Origin of the sequence: Rhizobium sp. 268 (genome assembly GCF_036571585.1) — a bacterium.
Classification (GTDB): Bacteria; Pseudomonadota; Alphaproteobacteria; order Rhizobiales; family Rhizobiaceae; genus Rhizobium; species Rhizobium redzepovicii.
The window spans coordinates 33355-54032 of record NZ_JAPPSO010000024.1 but is presented as its reverse complement, the minus strand read 5'-3'; the positions used below and the strand labels follow the sequence as shown (position 1 = coordinate 54032).

The window sequence follows — 20678 nt, the reverse complement described above, 5'->3', positions numbered from 1 at the left end:
TGCTTTCGCGCACGTAAGGCCTGCCGACGAAATCGGGAGCGAATTGCAGACCGACGATCTGCTGGCGCCCGTCCGGCATCACCTTGCAGAGCTTCACGACCCCGCGCATGATGTTCGAATAGAAAGAGCTTTCCGACCCTTGTGCGATGATCTCGCAGCCAGCATCGACCTTGCGGCGCAGTGAGTGGCGGCCAAGGTCCTTCAACTGACCGCTCGACAGTACGCCGCAGACGACGCCGTGCCGCGCCTGGCAGGAACGGCAGGCGACGGGGATGCCAACCTCGAGAACCCCACTATGTGCGACGTCCATATCCTGATCCCTTCGAAACCCACATGTGCCGGGCGTAGCTGCGCATGCCGGGCATGCTGGCCATACCCTAGACGATTACGCCGCGATTGCGGGTTCGGCTATCCTGTTTCTCCGGCACGGCTTGATGATTATCAATTTCGCCGGGACCGCGCTTTGATCCAGATCAAAGTTTCCCTGCCATGGCTTGTTGGAAGCGGCTGCCTCGACGCGAGGCCGTGGACGTCTTTGCGCACGAGCATTTTCCAAATTGCACGATGGTCGCTCGCAACGGGCGAACGTTTGAGGTCGAAAGGCATTTCGGGTTCCTTCAGCTGGGTCGCCTTATATTCTCTAGCTGGTTTCCGTTGACAACTCGGTACGCGTAGCTGGTGCGGTCCGAACCCAATTGACGTTGTGTCGGGACTTGCCGGATATCGTGATTTCGTCATAAGCTTGGCCGGGTCAACAGTTGGGCTTCGGCGATCTGACCAAGGACGGTGACGTTCGCCGACACCAAGAACAAGGAACTGGTGGGCAACTACAAGAATGTCGGCAACGACTATCGCCCGAAATGTACGCCGACCCGCGTCAAGATGTTCGCCGTTCAGTCGATCCGGTGCTGGCTCAATCGCATGGGACGAGAGCGCTCTATCCCAAGGTACGTGAACAGACCGTCACGGCCGATTGCGGCGGCTCAAACCGCGCGCGCGTCAGGCTCCCGAAGTTGGAATTGCCGAAAGTGTGAGACGAGACCGCCTTGATCCTTCACGTCCACCCATTATCCGCCCGTACCTCGAAGTGAAACAAGATCGAGCACCGTCTGTTCGGCCATATTACTCAGAACCGGCGGTGTCGCCGGCTCGAAATCGCTTGGCCGCGGTCGAACTGATCGGTGCCACCACGGCAAAGACCGGCCTCAAGGCCGAATAGGCCCTGACACCCGCACCTACCACAAAGGGGTCAAGGTCTCCAATGCCCAGATCGCAAAACTCCACATCACCGATGACGCTTTCCATCCAGATTGGAACCATACAGAACTGTCCTAAGTCCGCGGAACTTTCACGAGATGTCAAAGTGGCGATGTGCCCGCTCTGATGAGTTGCGATCCTCAGCAAAGTTCCACAAATATGCCTATGCGATACGTTATACCATCACGCCATAGTCATGCCTCTCCCGCGAGCCGACTGTCGGAACGAACACCGCACCGTCCCCACCGGTACCCCTTGTTGATAGGAAAGAGCGCCGGCCCCCCAACATTGTTGATTTCCGCATGGAACCGAGCGAGGTCAGTATCGTGTGGAAATCCTCTTCTCGGAAATCTGGATCGCAACAACGGTCATCTTCTGGGTTTGTTCACTGAGCCCTGAGCCTGGCGGAACGACAGAAACCGTTTCAGGCTCAAACCAGCCAACAAAATGTAAGGCGGCATGCCGAGCGAATAGTGACCACAGTTTAATTCCAAAATGTTTGGCCGAGCTCCGGCGGCCTTCAGCATCTGCATGAACCCCTGTGATATCTCTGGCAGAACAACCTTGTCCCTCTTAGCCAACACAACGTGAAGTTCGAGATCGGGTCTTGCCAAATTGTGCGCGTAATTCTCTAGATTAAGCGGACCCCACGCCCTTCTGAGATCGATCAGCTCAATAACGGGTTCAAGGCTTTCACGTATCGACCGTGTCGCGCGCCCTGTCCAAACCATATCCGCGAGACTTCCCGCTGTAAGAAACAACGAGGCTTTTGACACAGCCAAGTCGTGCGCAGCGATTAAGCCTGCGACCCAGGAACCTAAGCTCATACCAAGAACAGAAATCTCTCGATAGCCTTCGCTTTTCAACCAACGAATGAGTTTTCGCCCGTCCCATACCGCCTGCCGTACAGACTGGATGGTTCGACCGAGATTAGGGCTAAGCATAAAATCGGCGTGCACGGACCCGGAGCGGCTGCGCTCGAAATGATAAGGCATAGCGATCTCGACAACCGTGATTCCACGCTGTGAGAAAAAGTTGGCGATCTGACGATTGCGTGCACTTGCATTCCAGTGATGAAAAATCATCAACGCCTGCTCGAAGGACCCGCTTTCTGTGATTTTTGCCCAGACTACATTGTTCTCTTCGATGTCAGTGGACATGTCCGACGGAAATTTGATCCACCCGTCTTGCCGTTGAAAATGCTGATCGTCCCCGCTCGGTTCATCGAAAAAGGCTGGATCAGCCGCGGCCTGGTCCGCGAGGACACAAAACTCGCCGATACTTCCTATGTTCTTGGCGCGTGGGAAGGCGAGGTTGGCATCAAGGACGAAATCGCTTATTTCCTTGGATTCCTCACCGCGCCTTGCCCGCCGCTCATCCCAACGATCAAGCCAACTATGATACATTCTGATTGCTTCCCCAGTCGCTCGCTCTCCATCGCCCAAGCTCTGGATCAATGAGGCCGTACATCGCGAGCAGCACTGCAAGGCACAGAAGGATCGAAAAGCCTGTAAATGCGTCGATCAGCAGGTAGCTGGTAAAAAGTAACCCTACTGCCGCTGACATCTTCCACATGGGAAAATGAAATCGGCTTCCGGCACCTAGACGGATAGAACCGTAAAGAAAAACGATAATCGTCGAGATAGCGATAAGAAGGCTGCTGTAGTGGGTCGGCATCCTGTAGCTGAATCCTTTGCCCATGTCTTTGCCCTCATACAAAGCTGACGACATATCGGCAAGCAGCCAAGCCACGATGTTCTTTCCATTCGACGCCAAGTAGGAGCTTTGGGCCTTCATGCATACGGCGATCAGAAGACCTAAAACAGTGCACCGAAAAATTCCGCGCATCACCCGTAAGCCGATTTCATGGACATGGTATTGATAATCAATTCGCGGCCGGCTCCTCGATGCTCCTCCGATTTTCCAAAGGTCATTAATCATCGTATGAAGCAAAATGAGACCTACGAAGAAGAGATAGAAGCACAAGCACATGTAGAGATAAGCGAACGCCGTGAATACAATCTCCATCGGCACCGATATGACTTCGGGCCGCACGAGCGCTAACTTGCCCCAATCTATCGCATAGTTGCCACCGCCTTTTACCAACGGGATCAAGCACACACCGATCCACTGAAACAGACCGGCGAACAACACGCAGACTATAAAGACCGCCCAATATGTATACGAAGAAGCATCTACGTTGCGGGCCCAAGCGTCGTCGCTTTCCACACGATTGCCCGCCGCGACAATCCGTAAGCGCCCTTCATTCTTCCAAAACAACAGCAACTCTATGACGAACGCAAAAAACAGTGGCAAGAACACCATAAAGAGGAACGTCCAATTGGGTGCCCAGAGGAAACCTACCTGTTTGACGAGACCATCCGCCCGATTGTAAGTCGCGTTGTGGATCCCCACAATATACGAGAGAAACCCAAGGGCGGTGGCACCCGCAAACACCGACGCAGGTAGATCTAAGGTAGATCCGCGGCTAAATAGCGCCTCCGACCTCCTCGCCAAATTAAAACGTCGGCTCGGCTGATTAGCCTCAGTATCCCTTTCCAGCTTCCCCGGCGACTCCATCTCCTCATCGACGACATTCAATGCCAGATTTGGAACCTCTGCCGCAGGGCTGCTTCCCGCTTTCTTCAAACCTCGCCTCTTCGCCGTCAAGCGAGATTGCGCCGCACTTAGCTCCATTTGCCATTCGCTTGTTGCTACCGGATCATCACACCCGAAGACTCTCGCCAGCCAACGAATATTGGTCGTGCTGATACCCTTCTCATTTTCTTGAAACCAAAGCTGGACCGTTCGCAGATCGACCCCAGTCCGGTTGGAATCGATCTGTGAAATCGCCTCAGCGAGAAGTTCGGGCGTCCATGGGCCTGCGGGAAAGCCATCACTTCCCAACGGCCGGCCCGCTCCCGCCGCGGTCAATTGTTTGAAGAGTTCTTTGAAATCACTTCCGTCCTTCGGCGGAGAGAGAAATAACTTTCCATTCTTTGGCAATGGCTTACCGGCTCTGGTTTCGTTTGGTTTCGGTATATTTCGTGCGTCTGTGCCCGATTAACGGGTATCGCAACTACACGCAACTCCATAGCGATTCTACTATCAGGAGCAAAACTTTGAAGTTGGGATGTTGATTTCAGAACAGATGAGCGGCGAGTGAGAGGAGGAAGCCATTTTGCCGCTCGCTTGTACGAACGCCGGAGATACCTCACCGTTTCCCATCCCATAACCGGGTAATGACGACAATCGCGACCGACTTGTCCCAAGAGGAAGCTGCGCATCATTTCGAAGTCGTGTGATGGCGAAGCTGGCTTCAAGGTTTGGAATTTAGCCAATGAATAATCATGCAAAATATGCAGACAGGATCTTTAGGAGTATCGGTTCAAACGGCCTCGTCATTTTCGAGAGAGATGGCACCCTCCTGAGAAAGACTAGTCCCTCCGGGGATTACATGCTCGGAGATATCAACGAAGAATTCGTTGAAATGTTAAGGCATCTGCGACACCTCGATGCTCGTTTCGGCTTTATTTCGGACGAGCGTGGAATGGACGCGGATGCCTATGGAGGATCAGAATTCGCAACCCTGACCGAACTGCTTGACGCATTACTGAGCATCAGATGTGCCCTGCCGGATTTCTGGGTGACATGGAGTGATGTCCCACATGCAAGCGGAACCGGCCTTCAGCGCGAGGCGGATCGGCAACAGGAGGCTGGCGCCGGAGCGATCTTCCAAGTTATGGAGCGGTATGGGATCGGCAAGAAGGAAACCGTATTCATCGGCAGCTCGACCGCTGGTAGCCTCGCTGCCAACGATGCGGGTGTCTCGGTAATCGACTACTTCAGCAACCGAAGCGAGGGAACCGCTCAGAGTTGGGCCCGAAAGCATGCCCCCAATTTGTCTTCGCCTGAAGCCACGGAGGTCCAGCGACTCCGCGCCGAGATCCAGGCGACGTTGGGCTGGTCCATCGCTGGAGAGCTTAACTGTGTCCAACAGCGCGGTTCGCAGGGTTAGCGGGTGCGGTCCCTGTCCTTCTCCTGAGGCGGGCGAAGCTTGATCGATTTTGGTATGTCGCGATCCTGCTGCCGGGGTTTCGGGCGCTCCCGATTCGAACGATCTGTTTCCGGCGCGTCATGCTCCGCATTAGACCGGGCGATGCGCGATGCGTCGAGAGAACGGTTGTTCGAACTCCTATTAACCACGCCCTGCTCCGCAATATGATCGCGACCGGCACCCGACTTGGTTTCGAGGCTGTCCGAACTCCGCTTATCCCTGCCAGACTCCGTTCGCTCTCGATTCTTGTCAACGCGTGAGTCGAGCTGCAGCCCGACGACTTTGCCGATGATCTTCGTCGCCTGCTCGAAGATTAGCCGATCAGATGGATTGGCAATCTTCGCGGCAACCGTGAGCGCGGTGTTCGCCAGCGTTTCCTTCGCCGCCTTTGCTTGCGCGGCACTAATGGGTGTGGATCGCAGCATGTGGTCCTCGCCTTTCTCTCGTGTGGGATCACGGCCTTCGCGGACCGCTGTTTTAAGCCGCCCATATTCGCGCCGAAGCCCGATGGACAGATCCTGGCTGAGTTCTCGTGCGGTGCTCGGTGCACCGCGGTCCTTGGCAATACCATCCAGCATGCGAATGACGTGCCCGACCGAACGCCGGCTCTGGTCGAACCGCGTCCTGGCCTCCTCACGCTTCGGCGCCGTCGGCGTGTCGCGGAGCTTGGACATTACCTTTTCGACGACGTTCGACGGCGCCGTTGCTCCCATCCGGCGAAACATTTCCCACTCCCATCGTTTGACGGGCGGCGGGCCAGCACGTTCGAGGCGCTTCTGCCGATCGATCGGGATGCCGCGCTCCCGCGCCTTGTCAGCAAAACGGACCCGCCATTCGGCGAAGTCGCGGATATTGGGGTTGAGCATCTTTCCGCTCGCGTTGCGCAGCGCAACGATGACATGCAGGTGCGGATGCTGTTCAAGATCATTGCGATTATGGACGGCATAGGAGTAGCGGTGGCCCTCAAACTGCTCCCTCAGGAAATCTCGGCCCGCCAGGATGAACCGGTCGCGATCAACGTTGGCCGGCCCCGAGAGCAACAGGTGCATGAAGTCCCGCGGCTGGCGGGTCTGCATGAGAGCACCGACGACCTTGCCCTCGGCCGTCAATTCCTTGTGGTCTTTGGTCGTGACTTCGCGCCGTTCTCCGCCGCGCTCGTAACGGCCGCTCTTGCCAGGGCGGTCTCTAAGGTGTGTTTTCGTCGACAGCGTTACCTCCGCCCCTGCCCGTTGCATCGCATGTAGGGTGGCGGTCAGGCCTTTGGGCCCGGAGGAGAATTCAGCGGGATAGCGCGAAACCGGAGTAATACCGGCGCCGCGCAATACCTTGTCGAGTCGCTCATCGATCGCGCGGACATCATCGATTTCTGCAGGAATACGATTGGCGCTGCTTCGATCCGACCTGTCCTTCTTCTCGTGTGCAATTACCAGAGCAAATTGCAGACGGGTCTGCCCCTTCACACCCTCGCTGACGCTGAAGGCATAGGTTCGATCGCCGTCGCCCGGCTGACGGAACCCATCCTCCGCCAGCGAAGCGAGAGCGCGCCCTAAGTGCTCGCGGTTGGCTTTTTCAAGCTCGTAGGTCAGACGGAGAATGTCCTGGCTGCCTTTCCGGTTGCCAAACTCCCTCTCCCAGGACCGGACGGCGGCACTGAGATCGGTGACCTCGCGACCGTCCTGGTCGCGCGCTTTCTCTTCCTTGCTTTGGTAGGCGAGGACGTTGCGGGCCGAACTCGCGCCGGCCCCGTAAGACAAGACCTTGACGACGACCGCATTGTTGCCGGCCGCACGGCTGAACGCCGAAGCAGCTCCGGGATGCTTGGCGGAGGGCAAGCCGGAATTCGTAAACGTCGACCGCTTCGCCGATCCACCGCCACCGCCCCCGCGGCGCCGCAGCTCGTCTTCGATGAGATCGAAATAGCTCGGCAGCCGACGACTTCCGGGTTTAGATGCGGAGCGACTTCTGGACAGGTCGTTCATCGTGGCTCCTGATCAGATCGGCGATAAATGTGGACGGCCGGATGAAGGCAGCGTCGCGGATGGCATCAAGAGCGCTCATGACTTCTTCGAGCTGATGCGCGATCGCTTTGGTACTTTCGGCATGCACACTCTCCTCCGAGAGGAACTCCTCGTTCCGGAAGGCGAGATCTCGTAAAAACTGGTGCATGTTTGCCAGCTGCCGGTCGTGCTCCTCGAGCATCGCCGGAATGTGCATGATCTCCCTGGTGACAATGAGCTTGGCGACGATGTTGACGGAGACATCGAGCCTGCGGGCAAGGGCGTCGAGGTTGATTAAGACCTGAGCAGGCAGCCGGAACATGATGGCCGGTTCGCGCATCGACTACAGCCCCCTCGCCTTCAGAGCCTCGACAATCAGCCGGTGCGTCGCGGAGGACAGTTGCTCGTGACGCTCCAACGAAACTTGGAAGATCTTCGTCAGCACGTCGTCATCGAGATATAGCGAGATACGCTTGCGTTTCGTGGCTTCGCCTGCCGCTGTGGCGCCCTTGGAGGCCAGTCGCTCACGGCGTCGTTTTTTGTCCGGAGTGCGTATTTCCGGTGAACTGACGCTCGGCGTGACGCGCTCATCCTGCTCTTCAGGAGCCTCATCGGGCATTAGCATTTCAAGGTCGATATTGGTCGGCATATAGGAGGTTGCAGTTTCCTCCACCTCCTTGGCCTGATCCTCTCTCGATCGGGCAAGGGCTAGAATGTTGCCGGCCGGTGTTCTTTCCCCCGCCATCTCTCTAAGCCGCCTCCGCCTGCAGGAGGCCGATGAATTCGTTGTTGATCTTCTTGACGAGATCGATCGCATCGAGCACGCTCTCGCTTGCCCGGCGCTTGGCCGATGGGGTCAACGATGGGTTGTTCTCAATGCTGGCCAGCTTGGAATAGAGCGAGCCGAAGCCTGCCCCGACATCGCTGAAATGATTGCTCTTGCGGATGACGGTCTCCACCATGGGAATCCTGCCGCTCGTCAGGATCGCATGGACTTCCGGAAGCGACCTGTTATGTTTGAGAGCGATCATGTCGACATAATTCCAGATCGCCGCGTAAGGGATCGGTCCCTGGGGCCGTTTTTTGGATATCTCTTTCAAAATGGTTGCGACCTTGATCGCTGACGTCGCGGCGGTCGGTTCCGGAATAATCGGAATGAGAACGGCGTCGCACTCGTGATAGACCTCGATCGCGCGTTGATGGACATAGCCGCCAACGTCATAGATCCGAATATCCGCCTCGGGCGCGTCGGCCAACCGGTCCCGAAACTGATCTCCGGGCGCCACTCGCAGGTGCAGCAACGTGCCGTCGGTCGGAAGCAAGCCGCGCTTCATCGAGACATTGTACCAGCGTGTCGACGACTCCTGCTCATCGCAATCGATGAGCAGCGTTCTGTGTCCCTGTTGCGCGAATTCCGCTGCAAGATTGACATTCAGCGTCGACTTTCCCGCACCGCCTTTGAACGTCGAGATAGCAAGCGAAAGTGGTTTGGCTGCCATTGAATTCCTCGCCCTTTGCAACAAAAGTCACCGCCGCTGCAAACTATCTTCCATCGCAGTGGCGGCCGACAGCCTCAGAATTTGGAGACAAGGACGTTGTGGGCTCCGGCGCCCTGCAAACGTGCCAGCTGCCTCTCCTTTAGGCCCGAAATTTGGCTCGCAACTGTTCCTGCCGCCGCGCGGCAATCAGATCATCATTCAGCCTGGTGATCTCGCGTTCTCGGGCTACATCCGCAACCGGATCCCTCGCCAGCCAAAATCGGAGGACGGGCAAGAGCAAGAATATGAAGAAAGCGATAGTGGCAGCTTTGAACCAGGAAGACTGAACATAAAGATCGACCACCCATCGCCACAGCGTTTGCGTCCATTCTGCCGGCAGAAAGGCATACGAAAAGGCCAGGGCAACGCCGTATGCAAGAAGGGACGCGACAAGAAGGCAGACGGCCGAGACGACCAAAAAGTTCGCGATCAATATTAAGAACCATGCCGCCCGAAACGGGAAGACAACAACCCTGAGCGCCTTTCTTGCCGCGGACATTACCCTTCTCCATCTGCACGTTTCCAGTGTCCAACAACACATACTGCAATCCAAGGCCATTTTCCAGACTTGCACTGCAGTATAATTTCGTGCATGCTCGAAACAGTCAACAGGTGACGGATGCGAGGATGAACAATGGCGCTCGGCGGTTCGACCGCCTCCTCTTTTGCACCCTTCTCAATGCCTTGATCGCCCTGCCCTCTGCCGCGCGGGCCGACACGGTCTCGGATTTTGTCGGCTATTATCAGAACGCCTACGCAGAGGGCCGGGATTTGATTCCTGGCCCACAAATACCGCTGGACATCTCATCGATCGCGTCCCGACTTGATCTGCAAACTGTTAGCCCGAAGGCCGCGCTGAGCGGCAGCGCCTTTCTCGGCGCCGATGGTGACGTGATCAAACTAGCCGGCGTCCAGGGTTGCCTCTCGGCCGAGCCACTGGAGTTTGCCGGAATGCCGACGACCTGTGCGATGATTTCGCTTGCCGGCATGACTGCGACGCTCGATGAGGCAAAGGCAGGTGCCGGCGACGCATTTCCTTGCCACGTTTTCGCGCAAAATCCCGGCAGACCGACCGTGCGTTTTGCTGAATGTTTTTTCGTCGAGAATGGCGCGGTTCGATCGCTCTCCGAAGCGCTCATCCGCAAGGGCTTGGCGTTCGCTGCCCGTGACCGCGCCGGTCGGCCTGTCTTCCCGGAATACCTGCAAGCCGAGGAAACCGCACGCGGTGAGCAGGCCGGAATCTGGGCAAACGGCCAGTTCACCCATCCTTACCACCCGGTCAATCCGTCGACCAATTGATGCGGATCGGGCTTCTTATGTTCATTTCGACGATCACAGCTTCCGGTGTCTGTGCTGCCACGACAATCATGCCGATGCTCGCCGACGGCAATGTCGCGCGCGAACCGCATTTCTCGCCATCGGTCGTCCCTGTTCAGGCATCGCAAACCGACATTCCCTCGGCCGTTGACGCTGGTCGCGTCCAACCCGAATTCGTTCCGTTTCCGACGGAGGCACAATTCGAGACGGGCGACACCTGGATCTCCGGCGGCCGACGCTATCGCCTCTATGGTCTGCAGGCCTGTCTCCGGGGAACCAACGTCACCGTCTCTGCCGGCGTTGTCCGGGATTGCGGAGAGCTCGATCTGGTCATGGCGCAGGCGTTGATCCGAGACACGAGGCCCGTCTGCGCGACCATCAAAAATCTCGACCAGAACAACGCGGTCGTCGCATGCCAAACGACGACAGGCCGGCATCGGTACGACCTGGCAACCTATATGATTGCCCAAGGTTGGGGATTTGCCGCCGTCGACAGCGCGGGGCGACTGATTGTTCCAGGTTACCGGGCTGCGGAGGAATCTGCACGTTCGGCGCGCGCCGGACTCTGGGCCTATTCGGACCTACCGCATCCGGTTTCCGTTCTCCAACAACAGGCGGGGGCACAACAATGAGAGTTGCGGCTGCCTCGATACTATGGCTCGTAATGGTCCCGACGGCGTTGCTTGCGCAAAGCCGCCCGTCCGATGTGCCGCGTCAGATCTACGGCAAGGTTCAGGTCGTTGACGCGACCACGTTCGCATTCGTCAAGAGCCGACAGATCGTCCGCCTGGCTGGGTATGAAGCCCCTCGCCTTGAGCAGACCGCAACGAGCGATGGCGTGGAGTGGCCCGCCGGTCAGGTTTCGCGTGCCTGGATGATCCTCCGGACACTTGGGCAGAACGTCAACTGCGCGCCAATTGGCCGCGACACCAACAAGATCCTGATCGCTCATTGCTTTGTCGGCGAAATAAATCTGGCAGCAACGGCAATTGCGGAGGGTATCGGTTACGCATTCAACTACCGCAACGAGCCACAAGTCCCTGCATATTTCGATATTGAGCGGAAAGCCAGGGGGCTGGGCTTTGGAGTCTGGTCGTCACCGGACCTGCTTCCCCCTTGGCTTTACACCGCATCGACTGTGGCCGCAGAGAAGCCGGACGGCCAATCACCAGAAGCCGAGACGGGCCTGCCCCTGCCTTTGCCTGTTACCCAAGCGGCTCGGTAAACTCAAAAACGTGTAAGGAGATTGAATGAACCGCATCTATTGTTCCGTCGTTGCCGCGGCAATCCTGCTCGTCCTCGCTCCGGTCGCGAGCGGCGCGCAAGATAGCGCCACTCCTAATCTGACCGATCAGCGTGATCCGGACTTTTGCGGCGCGGGCGGCGCCGGCTGCGATCCGACGGACGTGCAGCAATGGAAAGCAATTGGCAACAGGCTTGCCGACCTGTCATCGGCAGACCTTAGCCAATACGCTTACGCCTGCGCCAAGCATGCGGACTGGAAGAAGGTCTGCGAGACCGATCCGGTTGCTGTCCTCAAGCGACTGGGCATCGAGGGGTATTGAGGTTCCCGATGGCCAAGCGTCCCGATACCAGGGTGATTGCTGCCGCCATCGCCCTCCTTGCTGGAACAGCGGGGGGATATGCGATCAGTGAGCTGGCGCGAACCGGTCATATCGCAGGCCTGGAAAAAGAGATCGTCCGACTGAAGGAGTCGGCCCAGCAACCGTTGCCCGTGGACGCTCCGAGTGACGAAGAGGCAAGTGCTGCAATCGCGAAGTCAGGCCCTTCAATCAGGATCTCGGAGTGCAAGCCGCGCGAGGCAATACCTGGCGTCACCTGTACCGGCATCATCACAACAACGTCAGGCACCTTTGCCGGCTCGGCGCAACCGGGCGTGCTTTCCTTTGCGAGGATCGACGGTGCCTGGGCGCAAATCCAGTAGTCGATAACGGAGGCGAATTATGAGACCGTTGGTGATTCTCGTCGCAACATTGATAGGTACAGCCCTTGGAACCCCGGTCGGCGGCGCAAAAGCCGAGGACGCCTCGTGGGGATGCCAGGTTCTGTTGTGTTCGGCATCAAAAAATCCGTCATGGCACGGCGTTGCCTATTGCGTTCCACCTATGACAAGGCTCATTGCCGCGATGAAGGACCCGGGATTTTCCTGGCCGATTTGCCATGAGGCTAAGGCCGGCAAGCCGGGGCGGGAAAACTACGAGGATTGCCCGGCCGGAACGACGGTCGGCTATAGCTCGCAAGGCGACGGTGGCTGGCGCGGCGAGCCCGACCAGTGCATCAAAACAGTCGATGTCTGCCGATCACCGATGGAGCGCAATGCCCACACGAGACAGTCAGGTATGACGATAGAGCGCAGTTTCGGCAACGGCCATGATGGCTGCATCCAGCAAGTTGCCACCCCGCGACCGCGGCGCGCTGATCCCTATTTCTTTGATATCCCGAATGACCAAGGCATGAAGGAAAGGTTCTGGTTTAACCTCGATCACTAGTCCGGGCCGATCCCACGCTATGAAGGAGAAAATCAGGTCGCGGTCTCGGGAGCTTTTTTCTTCCCACGGCGGGCTTTCAACGCTTCTATCAGAGAGAGATCGTCTTCGGTGACTCTGAGCAAATCCTCGATAATGACATTCCACTCCCGCTGCATCTTGTCGAGCGTCGACAGCTTGACGTCACGCATGCAGCGGGTCACTTGCGACATATAGGCCTCTGATACGCCGAGTTGTTCGGCCAGATCCTTGTTCGTTAGGCCGCGCTCGGCCTTCAATCGGCGCAGGCCGATTGCCAGCCTTTCTTGAAACGATAGTGCCTTCAACATCGAGACGCCCACTGCGTTGCCGGACTGATCGTCTTTCACACGCGACATGAAACGCCTTCCCTGGCGGAAGATGTGCTCGATACGGGACCAGCAAACGTATTATCCCGCCTACAGAGGGTACTGCCACAGCTGCTGGCCGGGGATTTGTTTGGTATTCTACTGCTCATCCAATGCCTGACGCCGGCTAGAGACCATGATGACCAAGCGTAAACCCTTTGTTGCCTATCTCTTGCATCCAAGCATTCACAACTTTGTTACACGTCTTACACCGCGACGATCACGCCCTGCAAGAGGATGGCAGAGCCTCCTCGGGTCACTGAGCCCCGTAGTTGGGGCACCGTCTTCAATTGGCACGAATCCTCATGGATAGTTCCCTCCATAGATCCGAACCCCTTGCCGTAGCTTGCCCGCCACTTATACTGCAGTTATATTTTTCGAGACTGGGTTCGAAGGAGGCACTCGATGACGTCGCTTAAAAAGCGTGGCTACCGATTTGACTTGCAGCGGCTATGTTTGGCGACCCTGGTTTTCGGATTTGTTTTCCTCCTCGCCTGCATCGTAATCCGAGACAGTCTCACGGTGGGCTACGCGATGATGATCCCGATCTATGCCTTCCTTTCGGCTGTGCTCGAAGGTTCGCGCATCGACAAAGGCAGGGCTTGGAACATCCGAGCTTGGGGAGAGACGATCATCGCCGCAAGCGCCGCCGCCGGTGTGGGATACCTCGGCTATCGGCTCTGGCTCCTCGGCTATTGAAGGTCTGGCATGCGGATCGTCGTTCGCAACAGTCCAGCGCATCCAGTTGCCGACCTGTCCGACCGAGAGGCAACCGCGTTGCGTGCCTGGTATGGCAACGCTGCATCCAAGGAAGATGAGGCTATTGCGCTTTCGGTCATCAAACGCGCCAAAGTGATGGACGGCTGGATTGAATGCGATTGCCTCGCCGCTGGCTTGCAGCCATTGCTCGCACCGATCCAACAGGAGCGTACATTTACGCTGCGACGACTGACCTCGAAGGAGGCGGACCCCCAACAAAATGAAGAGCGTCCAAACCATGCGCAGACATGCCCGTTCCATGTGGACAAGGACGCTGCTCCGCCTCTGTTCGACCGTCGCTATCAGATTCGCCCGCTGCCAAAATCCGAGCGCAGCTATATCGACGCCCTTCCGGCCATTCCCAACCGTCTTGCTGATATCTCGGAGGATGATCCCACCCGATCGAGGGAACGAAACGACCGTCCTTCCAGACTTGCGAGCATCCTGTGGCGGATGCTGGACACGGCAGGCACGAATGTTATCCCTGCGCTGCAGGACAATCCCGAACTTGCACTAGGAGGTCAGCTCTCAGGGATACGTTCCGCCGCGCGGGAGCTCAGGGTGCTGCGGACCTGGACGCTCAACGCGCTGATGTCGACATGGGCCGCGGATTACTGGGATCCAGATAGTCGTTGGCAGCGATTGCTCTGGACCTCTCGTCCCGACTGGCCGGAGAGCCTTCGGCGAACCGGCTTTATGTTGCTGTTTGTCAAAACCGTGTCGGCGCAGGCGATCATGCCGGCATCGTCCTTGAGAAAGATCGATGTGCTCGGTAAAGTCCGCCAGCCATTGCGTGGCGATCCCACACTCAGAGGTCCGTTCCTGACCTTGCTGAACGTCGATTTTCAGGACGATGACGAGGGACCCGTGCGGGCGATCCAGGCCTATGCGCAGCCGGTTTATAACGGCGACACGCTCTTTCCGGTGGAATCGGGATTCGAAAGAGATGTTTCGCATCTGTTGTTCTGGCTGCAGCAAGCTCTTTTCGACGCGGTACCGGACCTTCGCATCAAGATCACCAAGCCGCTATTCGCATTGGAAACCCCCGCCGGGCTGTGCAGGCCGGACTTCATATTGGAGGCGTCGTATCGAGGATCCCGGCAGGTGAATCTCATTATCGAAGCCTTTGGGATGGAGACCGAGGAATACCAGCAAGCGAAGGAAAAGACCCTGCCTCGCATGAAGCACCTCGGGCCGATCTTTGGCATTTTTCCCAAGGATCTAACGGAGGCGCAGGTCGCAGACACCGCCAAGCGGCTACAAAACTGGCTGATCGATCAAGTTCGACGGTCTGAACACGACACTTCGCTGACGTCAGATGACGGCAGCCTGTGTTGAGGGTCAATTGCGGTCGTCATTTTCTGCGGATTTTGAATGAATGGTCGCTTGAACAGCCCTAAGCTCACCTTTCGCGGCATCGAGGAGCGCCTGTTGGACGGTCATCAGCATTTCGGGTGGGCAAATCCCGAACATGCGCGACACGAGGTCGTCAACCAGTTCCGTGATCGTCGGCGTGAGCTTCGCCGGCGCCGACCGGTCGACCGCATTCTCACCACCGCCCTCCCGGCCAACTTCAGCTCTGATCGCTTGCCTCTCCATCTCGCGCTCCTTCACCATCAGCCAAAAGCCGGCGTCAGCTCGGGCCGCAGCGACAATTCGTTCGAGATGGCGACCCTTTGAAAATTCTGTGCTTGAGAGATGTCTGATCTCACCCATGGTATTGCTCTCCTGGCAGACGGTGCGCGATCTCGCTTGCTCTCGCGCCGTAGTGAATGGTCGGTGATCGACAGACGCTTTTGCTAATCAGCGTGCGCCTCGGTCTCAGATTGCTCCCGATCCTCGCTCAGCGGATCTCGGGCCAGGTTGGCGAACTGGCGCAGATAGGCTCGTGAACTTTCCTCGGTGAGCCGTTCCGAAAGGCTCTCGATCAGGAGCTCGACATCCGCGTTGAGCTCGACCGGCTCAAGCGCGTTCTCTTCGGCTTGCTGGAAGATCACCTCGTTCAGCGCGTTAAGATCCGCTCCAAATGCGTCTCTAACCTCCTGCCGCTGAAGAACTGGCGCCACCTGCCGACGATCGATTTGATCCGATGGACCATTGGCCTGTTTGGGTCGCATGCTCCGATGTGCCGGTGAGCCCGAATAGACATTGCGGCTGAGCTTCTCCTCATCGATATCGAGATCGATGTCACGCTCGCCAGCGGCACCAGACGTTTTGGGCATGCCGCGCTTCCGTTTTCCGCTCACCGGGTCACCCTTTCGCTTGCCTCCCGGCTGCTTCTGCTTTTCCTCCGTCACACCGGCCTCGCGCGTCTCGTCGAGATCCAGGCGATGGCGCAGCTCGTCGAGCGAGGAGATGTAGACTTGGCGGATACCATCCTTGACGACGAAGCGCCCAATATGGATATGAGCGCTCGTCGCGGGCGGGGCCGCCGCAGCGGACCTGCTGTCGGCGATTGTCCATTCAATCGGCTCCATGCAAGGTCTTTTCACCAGCTTGAACTTTCGCACTTTCGAGAACATCCGCTCACCGCCAGAGTCGAGCTTCATAATGCGCATCAGCGGCATGCCGGTGACCTGCAGGATCGCCTCTTCCGGCTTCATCATCATCAGCGTATTGACGGGAAGGAGATCGACAGAGACAGGCACCTTCGATATCGACCGCTGCCTTCGACCGTGACGATGAGAATACGACGATTGTTCCACCCACTCCGTCGTTTTGCCAGCAGCCATCGAGACAGCGGTCGCATCTTCCTGGTTCTGAAAATTCATGAACAGCTTGATCGTCGAGGCGCCCATCAGGATCTTCTGGCCGGAGCGCTGATACAGCCGTTCAAGCTGGGCACCATCCTGAAGGATGAAGACGAAACGCACGCCATGCTTGCGGATCAGCGGAGCGAGCGTCAGGACCGTATCGATCCGGCCGCCATTGCCAAACTCGTCGAGCATCATCAGGACTTCGTGCTCACCGTTGCGCAAGGGACCCATTTGCACGAGCTTGTCGGCCATCTGCTGGATGAACATCGAAATCAGTCGCTCATAGATCTGCATGGCGTTCCAGTCAGCCTGGATGTAGATGACGAGCTTACGCTTTCTGACGGTTTCGATCGGGATCGTGGTGATCGAGGTCAACGCTTCGACCAACGGGTTCTGCAGAAAGTTGAGCTTCGCGACGATCTCAGCCGCGATCCCCTCCCCGAGCTTTTCATGCCGGCCGGCGAATTTGGTCAGTTGCATGCGAGTCTGGTCGGAGAGAACCGGCTCATAGTTTTCCAATAACTGGATGATCGCCTTGCGCTCGTCCGACATCGAGTTGAGGATGCGATAGAGCTCGCTGAGCGACTTGCGGGTGTCGGGGCATTCGAGCACAAAACCCAGCATCGCCGTCAACAGGATCCTGGCGCTTTCCTCCCAGAAGTCGGAGGAATCCGATCGCAGTCGCTCCGGTAATAGCATCTGCGCCAGCTTCTGCAGGTCGGTGATCCGTTGGTTGGGCTCGTCACTGATCAGGTCGAGGGGATTGTAGCCATCGGTGAATTTCGAGCCGGGTGCCAGCAAAAAAATCTCGTACCCTTTGTCTTTCAGGTAACCGGACGTTTCCTCGAAGAGCTCGCCGCTCATGTCGAGGACAAGCTGCGATCCTTTGAAGCTCATCATGGTCGGAATGACGAAGCCCCGCGATTTGCCCTGCCCCGGTGAACCGATGACCATCACATGCTGGTCGCCGTCATTGCGCAAAAGCAAACCCTGTTTCAGCCCAAGAACGATGCCGCGCTTGTCGCGCAGCCGAAAGTCGGCGGCGTCCTTCAAAGTCGCGAGCCGCGCTCTGCCCATGATCATCCGCTGACGTTTCTGGATCGCCGCGCCGATCGGAAATCCGACGATGGCACCGGCGGCAGCGAGCCCGGCGAGCGCGGCAATCACCGTCTGCCGGGAGGGCTTTTGATAGACACCGGCCGCATCCGTCGCGCCGAACGGCGCCTGATACATCGCGGCCAGATGATTGCCATAGTAGCTGGCAATTTCGGCATGCTCACCGGCCTTGGTGGCAACGAGATAAAAGGCCACGCCATAGACGATGACGCCGGCATAGGCGGCGGCGAAGATGAGAGCCGTGTGCGCAATCAGGCTGAACATCGACCGGATGTGCAGGAGATAGAGGATCTTGCGCGACATCCCCCTGCCACCTTTCAGCATCCAGAGGCAGAGCAGAAAAAACAGGAATGGCAAGGCGAGGGTGAAGGCTAGAAGCGAAAGTCCGACCGTGTTGCGGACATGGATGATCGACCAGGTATAGCGAACGGCGTCGATCAGGCGCGCCTGCCCGACATAGTCGAAGTAGGACGAAGAGCCGAACGAGGTGATGTAGGCGTCGTAGATCAGCGAGAAAAAAACGAGCCACAGGAGAACGACGCTAAGCAGTGCGATTGGCAAAGTGAACAACGATGCCCGCTGCAGGTCCGTCCACTTCGGACGGTCAATCTCTGTGTGCGTGGATACGCTTGCCATTTTCGTCCACCTCATCGGCAAAGTAGATCTCGCTGACGCCTCGACCGCCGGCGGCATCGCTCTTCTTCAACTGGACCACGATCGGGATGATCGAGCGGATGTATCGGATGATATCGTCGCGCTCCATGCGCACGTTGCTGTTGAGCACCAGCGTCGACAGCCGGTTGAACGCGTGGTGCGGTGAGTTTGCATGGATGGTCGACATCGAACCTGGATGCCCGGTATTGATCGCATTGAGGAAATCGAAGGCCTCGTCGCCGCGCAACTCGCCCATGAAGATCCGATCCGGTCTGAGACGGAGCGCGGTGGCCAGCAGATCACCCATCGTCACCCTCGCCTCGCCCTGGTCACCCTTCGAGACCAGCAGCGACACGACATTCTCTTGCCGCGGCTCCAGCTCGGCAGTGTCCTGCATGAGGATGAAGCGCTCGTGGTTCGGAATGGCGGTGAGCATCGTATTTAAAAACGTGGTCTTGCCGGTGGAGGTGCCGCCCGAAATCAGCATGCTGCGGTGATTGATTGCCGCGAGCTCCAGGAAAGCGCGGACCTTGCTGGCCCGCAGCAGCCGCGACAGCTCGATATCGATATCGTCAATATAGTCGTCTCCCGTCACCTTGGTGAAGCGGAACGCCCCAGCCTTCTCATAGTCGTTCAAATCGAAACGGCGGATGAACTGCTTGCGGATGGAGAAGGCGTGCCCGGTTGCCGAGGTGGGGCTGAGCACGAACTGCACGCGCTCACCATTGACGAGCGTCGCCGATAGCAGCGGGTGTTCAGCGTTGACCGTCTGTTTGGTGAACGAGGCGGCGCGCGACGCCATATGGCGGATCGATTCCTGGTCGAGGCCGTCGACTTGCTGCCTCACCATGCTGAGTTGGCCGATACGCTCGAGCCAGATCTCATTGCTGCGCTGGCAGGAGATCTCGATGACACCGGGATCGTCGAGAAACGGCCGGATCGGCTCGATCGCCTCGGACAGAAAATGTTGTTCGGCAGAAATCGACGGACGCGCGTTCATTTGCCAAGCTTCCTTCTGCGCAGCCTCTCAAACTCTTCGCGTACCGGGTCCGGATAAAGCTCGGCGAAGTCGAGGTCGCGTGTGACGAAGACGTTGATGTCGGAGCCCTGAGGGATATGGATCGTCGGCCGGATGTTGCGGCTGTCCTGGAAGGCTTCTGACGCCAACTGCTGGATACCGGAGGCAATGGTCGCGGCGGCAATTTCGCGAGCGCGATCCTGCGATGTTTCACCATTGTTCTGGGGGACACTGGTCACAGTTCCGTCCGAATTGACTACGGTGATATTGCGATCCGGTTTCTGGCCGAGCTGGGCAATGTATTGGGCAGCGCCGCCAATCAGCGTCATCATCGCCGGCGGCCCGAACCGTTCCCAGTACTTGCGGTCGACGACACCCGTCATGCCCGAGCGCCCAAGCCGGTCGGTCCCATAGGAGCCGAGCTGCACCGAGACGCCGTCTCCGCGGATCATCCGTGTCCAGACGATCAGGATCCGCTCCTGCCCCCGCTCGACGCCGGATTTATAATCGCCGATCAGGGACGACCCGGCGGGTATGAGGATGCGACGGCCGTCGAAGGAATAGATATCGTCGCGCACGATCCCCTTCACCATGCCGGCGAGGTCTGAATTGATGGCCGTCTCCAGCGTGCCGCGGATCATCGTGCCCTGCGGGATCCAGGCGTCTGTGCGGCGGTTCTCGGTTGCGACTGAAACGTCCACACCCTGCCCGCCCATCGCCTTCAGGAAAGCACGATCGTTATCGACCGCGCCGCCGCCATTGGGGGGTACAGCTTGCGCCGCGGACGGATCGCCGGCGCCGAACAGTCCCGAACCCGTGGCGCCGGTCGAAGCCTGCGCTGCGCCGTTCCTCTGATCCGATTGATCGAAGACCATGGAGGATGAGCGAACACGCTCCAGCAGCTTGGCTTGCCGCGCGAGCTCGATGCAGCGGGGATTGTCCGGGTTCTTGCCTCTCGTGCAGTCGACCTCGGCTGGTGGCAAAACCGGAGCAGCCGCCGGAACGACAGGGGCTGGCGGCGGCGGCGGAGGTGGCGGCGGCGCTTCCGGGACGACGACCGTCGGCAGCGGCGGCGGGGCCGGCGTTCTAAAGCCTTCATTCCTCGGTGTCTGGACCGGACGAAACTCCTCGCGCGGCGTCGTGTCGATCGCCGGCTGTTGCTCGCCACCGGCAAGAAGAAAATAAAGGACGATGCCCACGCCGGCGATGGCCGTGATAATCGCAATCGGCCGCATGAGACCGACGCCACTCCGCCGGACCGGACCGCCGATTGCGCTGTCGGTGTCGAGCGAATGATAGTTTGGATCCGACATGGC

Annotated in this window: 21 protein-coding genes and 2 pseudogenes; 11 read left to right on the top strand and 12 right to left on the bottom strand. The window is 58.1% G+C overall.

What is annotated here, in order from left to right; genetic code table 11:
- A pseudogene (locus OS035_RS30520) lies at nucleotides 1–310 on the bottom strand (Crp/Fnr family transcriptional regulator); the annotation flags it as partial.
- A gap of 476 nt (nucleotides 311–786) precedes the next feature.
- Here OS035_RS30520 and OS035_RS33635 point away from each other — a divergent pair.
- A pseudogene (locus OS035_RS33635) lies at nucleotides 787–1335 on the top strand (ISAzo13-like element transposase-related protein); the annotation flags it as partial.
- A gap of 290 nt (nucleotides 1336–1625) precedes the next feature.
- Here OS035_RS33635 and OS035_RS30510 read toward each other — a convergent pair.
- A complete protein-coding gene (locus tag OS035_RS30510) occupies nucleotides 1626–2663 on the bottom strand; it encodes an RcgR family putative quorum lactone hydrolase (protein ID WP_331814784.1) in 1038 nt (345 codons plus the stop codon).
- Nucleotides 2653–4263, bottom strand: a complete 1611-nt coding sequence (locus OS035_RS30505) for an RcgA family putative transporter (protein WP_331814782.1) — start codon at nucleotides 4261–4263, stop codon at nucleotides 2653–2655. Before OS035_RS30505 ends, OS035_RS30510 begins: the two co-directional genes overlap by 11 nt.
- Before the next feature lie 334 nt (nucleotides 4264–4597).
- Between OS035_RS30505 and OS035_RS30500 the strand changes: the two genes are divergently transcribed.
- Nucleotides 4598–5275, top strand: a complete 678-nt coding sequence (locus OS035_RS30500) for a hypothetical protein (RefSeq protein ID WP_033182397.1) — start codon at nucleotides 4598–4600, stop codon at nucleotides 5273–5275.
- On the opposite strand, the gene OS035_RS30495 is transcribed toward OS035_RS30500, so the two are convergent.
- From OS035_RS30495 to OS035_RS30480, 4 genes are all read right to left on the bottom strand, one after another.
- The gene (locus OS035_RS30495; RefSeq protein ID WP_331814780.1) at nucleotides 5272–7293 is read right to left on the bottom strand and encodes a relaxase/mobilization nuclease domain-containing protein; all 2022 of its coding nucleotides are present in this window, start codon (nucleotides 7291–7293) and stop codon (nucleotides 5272–5274) included. The genes OS035_RS30500 and OS035_RS30495 overlap by 4 nt on opposite strands.
- Nucleotides 7259–7651 (bottom strand): hypothetical protein, encoded by a 393-nt coding sequence (locus tag OS035_RS30490; protein WP_029875132.1) that lies wholly within the window; start codon nucleotides 7649–7651, stop codon nucleotides 7259–7261. The genes OS035_RS30495 and OS035_RS30490 overlap by 35 nt, the downstream gene beginning before the upstream one ends.
- A gap of 3 nt (nucleotides 7652–7654) precedes the next feature.
- Nucleotides 7655–7960 carry a hypothetical protein gene (locus OS035_RS30485; protein WP_245268488.1) on the bottom strand — a complete coding sequence of 102 codons (306 nt, stop codon included), beginning with the start codon at nucleotides 7958–7960 and terminating at the stop codon, nucleotides 7655–7657.
- Nucleotides 7961–8060: 100 nt separating this feature from the next.
- Nucleotides 8061–8810: a ParA family protein gene (locus tag OS035_RS30480; RefSeq protein ID WP_025398135.1), complete on the bottom strand. Its 750-nt coding sequence runs from the start codon at nucleotides 8808–8810 to the stop codon at nucleotides 8061–8063.
- On the opposite strand from OS035_RS30480, the gene OS035_RS30475 reads away from it, so the two are divergent.
- From OS035_RS30475 to OS035_RS30445, 7 genes are all read left to right on the top strand, one after another.
- Complete coding sequence (locus tag OS035_RS30475) at nucleotides 8800–9288, top strand: hypothetical protein (protein ID WP_331814774.1); 489 nt, start codon at nucleotides 8800–8802, stop codon at nucleotides 9286–9288. The genes OS035_RS30480 and OS035_RS30475 overlap by 11 nt on opposite strands.
- A 188-nt stretch (nucleotides 9289–9476) precedes the next feature.
- The gene (locus OS035_RS30470) at nucleotides 9477–10148 is read left to right on the top strand and encodes a thermonuclease family protein (protein WP_029875131.1); all 672 of its coding nucleotides are present in this window, start codon (nucleotides 9477–9479) and stop codon (nucleotides 10146–10148) included.
- A complete protein-coding gene (locus OS035_RS30465) occupies nucleotides 10148–10798 on the top strand; it encodes a thermonuclease family protein (RefSeq protein ID WP_331814770.1) in 651 nt (216 codons plus the stop codon). Before OS035_RS30470 ends, OS035_RS30465 begins: the two co-directional genes overlap by 1 nt.
- Before the next feature lie 32 nt (nucleotides 10799–10830).
- Entirely contained in the window at nucleotides 10831–11391 is a 561-nt protein-coding gene (locus tag OS035_RS30460) for a thermonuclease family protein (RefSeq protein WP_331814767.1), read from the top strand.
- A 25-nt stretch (nucleotides 11392–11416) separates the two neighbouring features.
- Nucleotides 11417–11731 (top strand): hypothetical protein, encoded by a 315-nt coding sequence (locus OS035_RS30455; protein ID WP_029875128.1) that lies wholly within the window; start codon nucleotides 11417–11419, stop codon nucleotides 11729–11731.
- Nucleotides 11732–11739: 8 nt separating this feature from the next.
- Nucleotides 11740–12111 (top strand): hypothetical protein, encoded by a 372-nt coding sequence (locus tag OS035_RS30450; protein WP_331814764.1) that lies wholly within the window; start codon nucleotides 11740–11742, stop codon nucleotides 12109–12111.
- 19 nt (nucleotides 12112–12130) lie between these two features.
- Nucleotides 12131–12676 (top strand): hypothetical protein, encoded by a 546-nt coding sequence (locus tag OS035_RS30445; RefSeq protein WP_033182403.1) that lies wholly within the window; start codon nucleotides 12131–12133, stop codon nucleotides 12674–12676.
- 32 nt (nucleotides 12677–12708) lie between these two features.
- Here the strand turns inward: OS035_RS30445 and OS035_RS30440 are convergent, their stop codons facing one another.
- Entirely contained in the window at nucleotides 12709–13050 is a 342-nt protein-coding gene (locus OS035_RS30440) for a helix-turn-helix domain-containing protein (RefSeq protein WP_017969115.1), read from the bottom strand.
- 414 nt (nucleotides 13051–13464) lie between these two features.
- On the opposite strand from OS035_RS30440, the gene OS035_RS30435 reads away from it, so the two are divergent.
- Together OS035_RS30435 and OS035_RS30430 are read left to right on the top strand one after the other, a co-directional pair.
- On the top strand, nucleotides 13465–13758 hold the full coding sequence (locus OS035_RS30435; RefSeq protein WP_029875125.1) for a hypothetical protein: 294 nt from the start codon (nucleotides 13465–13467) through the stop codon (nucleotides 13756–13758).
- A 9-nt stretch (nucleotides 13759–13767) separates the two neighbouring features.
- Nucleotides 13768–15156, top strand: a complete 1389-nt coding sequence (locus OS035_RS30430) for a hypothetical protein (RefSeq protein ID WP_331814753.1) — start codon at nucleotides 13768–13770, stop codon at nucleotides 15154–15156.
- A 3-nt stretch (nucleotides 15157–15159) separates the two neighbouring features.
- Here the strand turns inward: OS035_RS30430 and OS035_RS30425 are convergent, their stop codons facing one another.
- The 4 genes from OS035_RS30425 to virB10 form a co-directional block, all read right to left on the bottom strand.
- Nucleotides 15160–15534 (bottom strand): hypothetical protein, encoded by a 375-nt coding sequence (locus OS035_RS30425; RefSeq protein ID WP_331814750.1) that lies wholly within the window; start codon nucleotides 15532–15534, stop codon nucleotides 15160–15162.
- Between the two features lie 83 nt (nucleotides 15535–15617).
- Nucleotides 15618–18326, bottom strand: a complete 2709-nt coding sequence (locus OS035_RS30420; RefSeq protein ID WP_331814747.1) for a type IV secretory system conjugative DNA transfer family protein — start codon at nucleotides 18324–18326, stop codon at nucleotides 15618–15620.
- A complete protein-coding gene (gene virB11, locus OS035_RS30415) occupies nucleotides 18295–19344 on the bottom strand; it encodes a P-type DNA transfer ATPase VirB11 (protein ID WP_331814744.1) in 1050 nt (349 codons plus the stop codon). Before virB11 ends, OS035_RS30420 begins: the two co-directional genes overlap by 32 nt.
- Nucleotides 19341–20675, bottom strand: a complete 1335-nt coding sequence (virB10, locus tag OS035_RS30410) for a type IV secretion system protein VirB10 (protein ID WP_331814741.1) — start codon at nucleotides 20673–20675, stop codon at nucleotides 19341–19343. Before virB10 ends, virB11 begins: the two co-directional genes overlap by 4 nt.
- Nucleotides 20676–20678 lie beyond the last annotated feature (3 nt).

What these genes read in the sequence shown, in the direction of transcription:
- OS035_RS30510 (WP_331814784.1), bottom strand. Translation starts at nt 2,663, where the DNA reads ATGTATCATAGTTGGCTTGATCGTTGGGATGAGCGGCGGGCAAGGCGC.
- OS035_RS30500 (WP_033182397.1), top strand. Translation starts at nt 4,598, where the DNA reads ATGAATAATCATGCAAAATATGCAGACAGGATCTTTAGGAGTATCGGT.
- OS035_RS30495 (WP_331814780.1), bottom strand. Translation starts at nt 7,293, where the DNA reads ATGAACGACCTGTCCAGAAGTCGCTCCGCATCTAAACCCGGAAGTCGT.
- OS035_RS30490 (WP_029875132.1), bottom strand. Translation starts at nt 7,651, where the DNA reads ATGCGCGAACCGGCCATCATGTTCCGGCTGCCTGCTCAGGTCTTAATC.
- OS035_RS30485 (WP_245268488.1), bottom strand. Translation starts at nt 7,960, where the DNA reads ATGCCGACCAATATCGACCTTGAAATGCTAATGCCCGATGAGGCTCCT.
- OS035_RS30480 (WP_025398135.1), bottom strand. Translation starts at nt 8,810, where the DNA reads ATGGCAGCCAAACCACTTTCGCTTGCTATCTCGACGTTCAAAGGCGGT.
- OS035_RS30470 (WP_029875131.1), top strand. Translation starts at nt 9,477, where the DNA reads ATGAACAATGGCGCTCGGCGGTTCGACCGCCTCCTCTTTTGCACCCTT.
- OS035_RS30465 (WP_331814770.1), top strand. Translation starts at nt 10,148, where the DNA reads ATGCGGATCGGGCTTCTTATGTTCATTTCGACGATCACAGCTTCCGGT.
- OS035_RS30460 (WP_331814767.1), top strand. Translation starts at nt 10,831, where the DNA reads ATGGTCCCGACGGCGTTGCTTGCGCAAAGCCGCCCGTCCGATGTGCCG.
- OS035_RS30455 (WP_029875128.1), top strand. Translation starts at nt 11,417, where the DNA reads ATGAACCGCATCTATTGTTCCGTCGTTGCCGCGGCAATCCTGCTCGTC.
- OS035_RS30450 (WP_331814764.1), top strand. Translation starts at nt 11,740, where the DNA reads ATGGCCAAGCGTCCCGATACCAGGGTGATTGCTGCCGCCATCGCCCTC.
- OS035_RS30445 (WP_033182403.1), top strand. Translation starts at nt 12,131, where the DNA reads ATGAGACCGTTGGTGATTCTCGTCGCAACATTGATAGGTACAGCCCTT.
- OS035_RS30440 (WP_017969115.1), bottom strand. Translation starts at nt 13,050, where the DNA reads ATGTCGCGTGTGAAAGACGATCAGTCCGGCAACGCAGTGGGCGTCTCG.
- OS035_RS30435 (WP_029875125.1), top strand. Translation starts at nt 13,465, where the DNA reads ATGACGTCGCTTAAAAAGCGTGGCTACCGATTTGACTTGCAGCGGCTA.
- OS035_RS30430 (WP_331814753.1), top strand. Translation starts at nt 13,768, where the DNA reads ATGCGGATCGTCGTTCGCAACAGTCCAGCGCATCCAGTTGCCGACCTG.
- OS035_RS30425 (WP_331814750.1), bottom strand. Translation starts at nt 15,534, where the DNA reads ATGGGTGAGATCAGACATCTCTCAAGCACAGAATTTTCAAAGGGTCGC.
- OS035_RS30420 (WP_331814747.1), bottom strand. Translation starts at nt 18,326, where the DNA reads ATGGCAAGCGTATCCACGCACACAGAGATTGACCGTCCGAAGTGGACG.
- virB11 (WP_331814744.1), bottom strand. Translation starts at nt 19,344, where the DNA reads ATGAACGCGCGTCCGTCGATTTCTGCCGAACAACATTTTCTGTCCGAG.
- virB10 (WP_331814741.1), bottom strand. Translation starts at nt 20,675, where the DNA reads ATGTCGGATCCAAACTATCATTCGCTCGACACCGACAGCGCAATCGGC.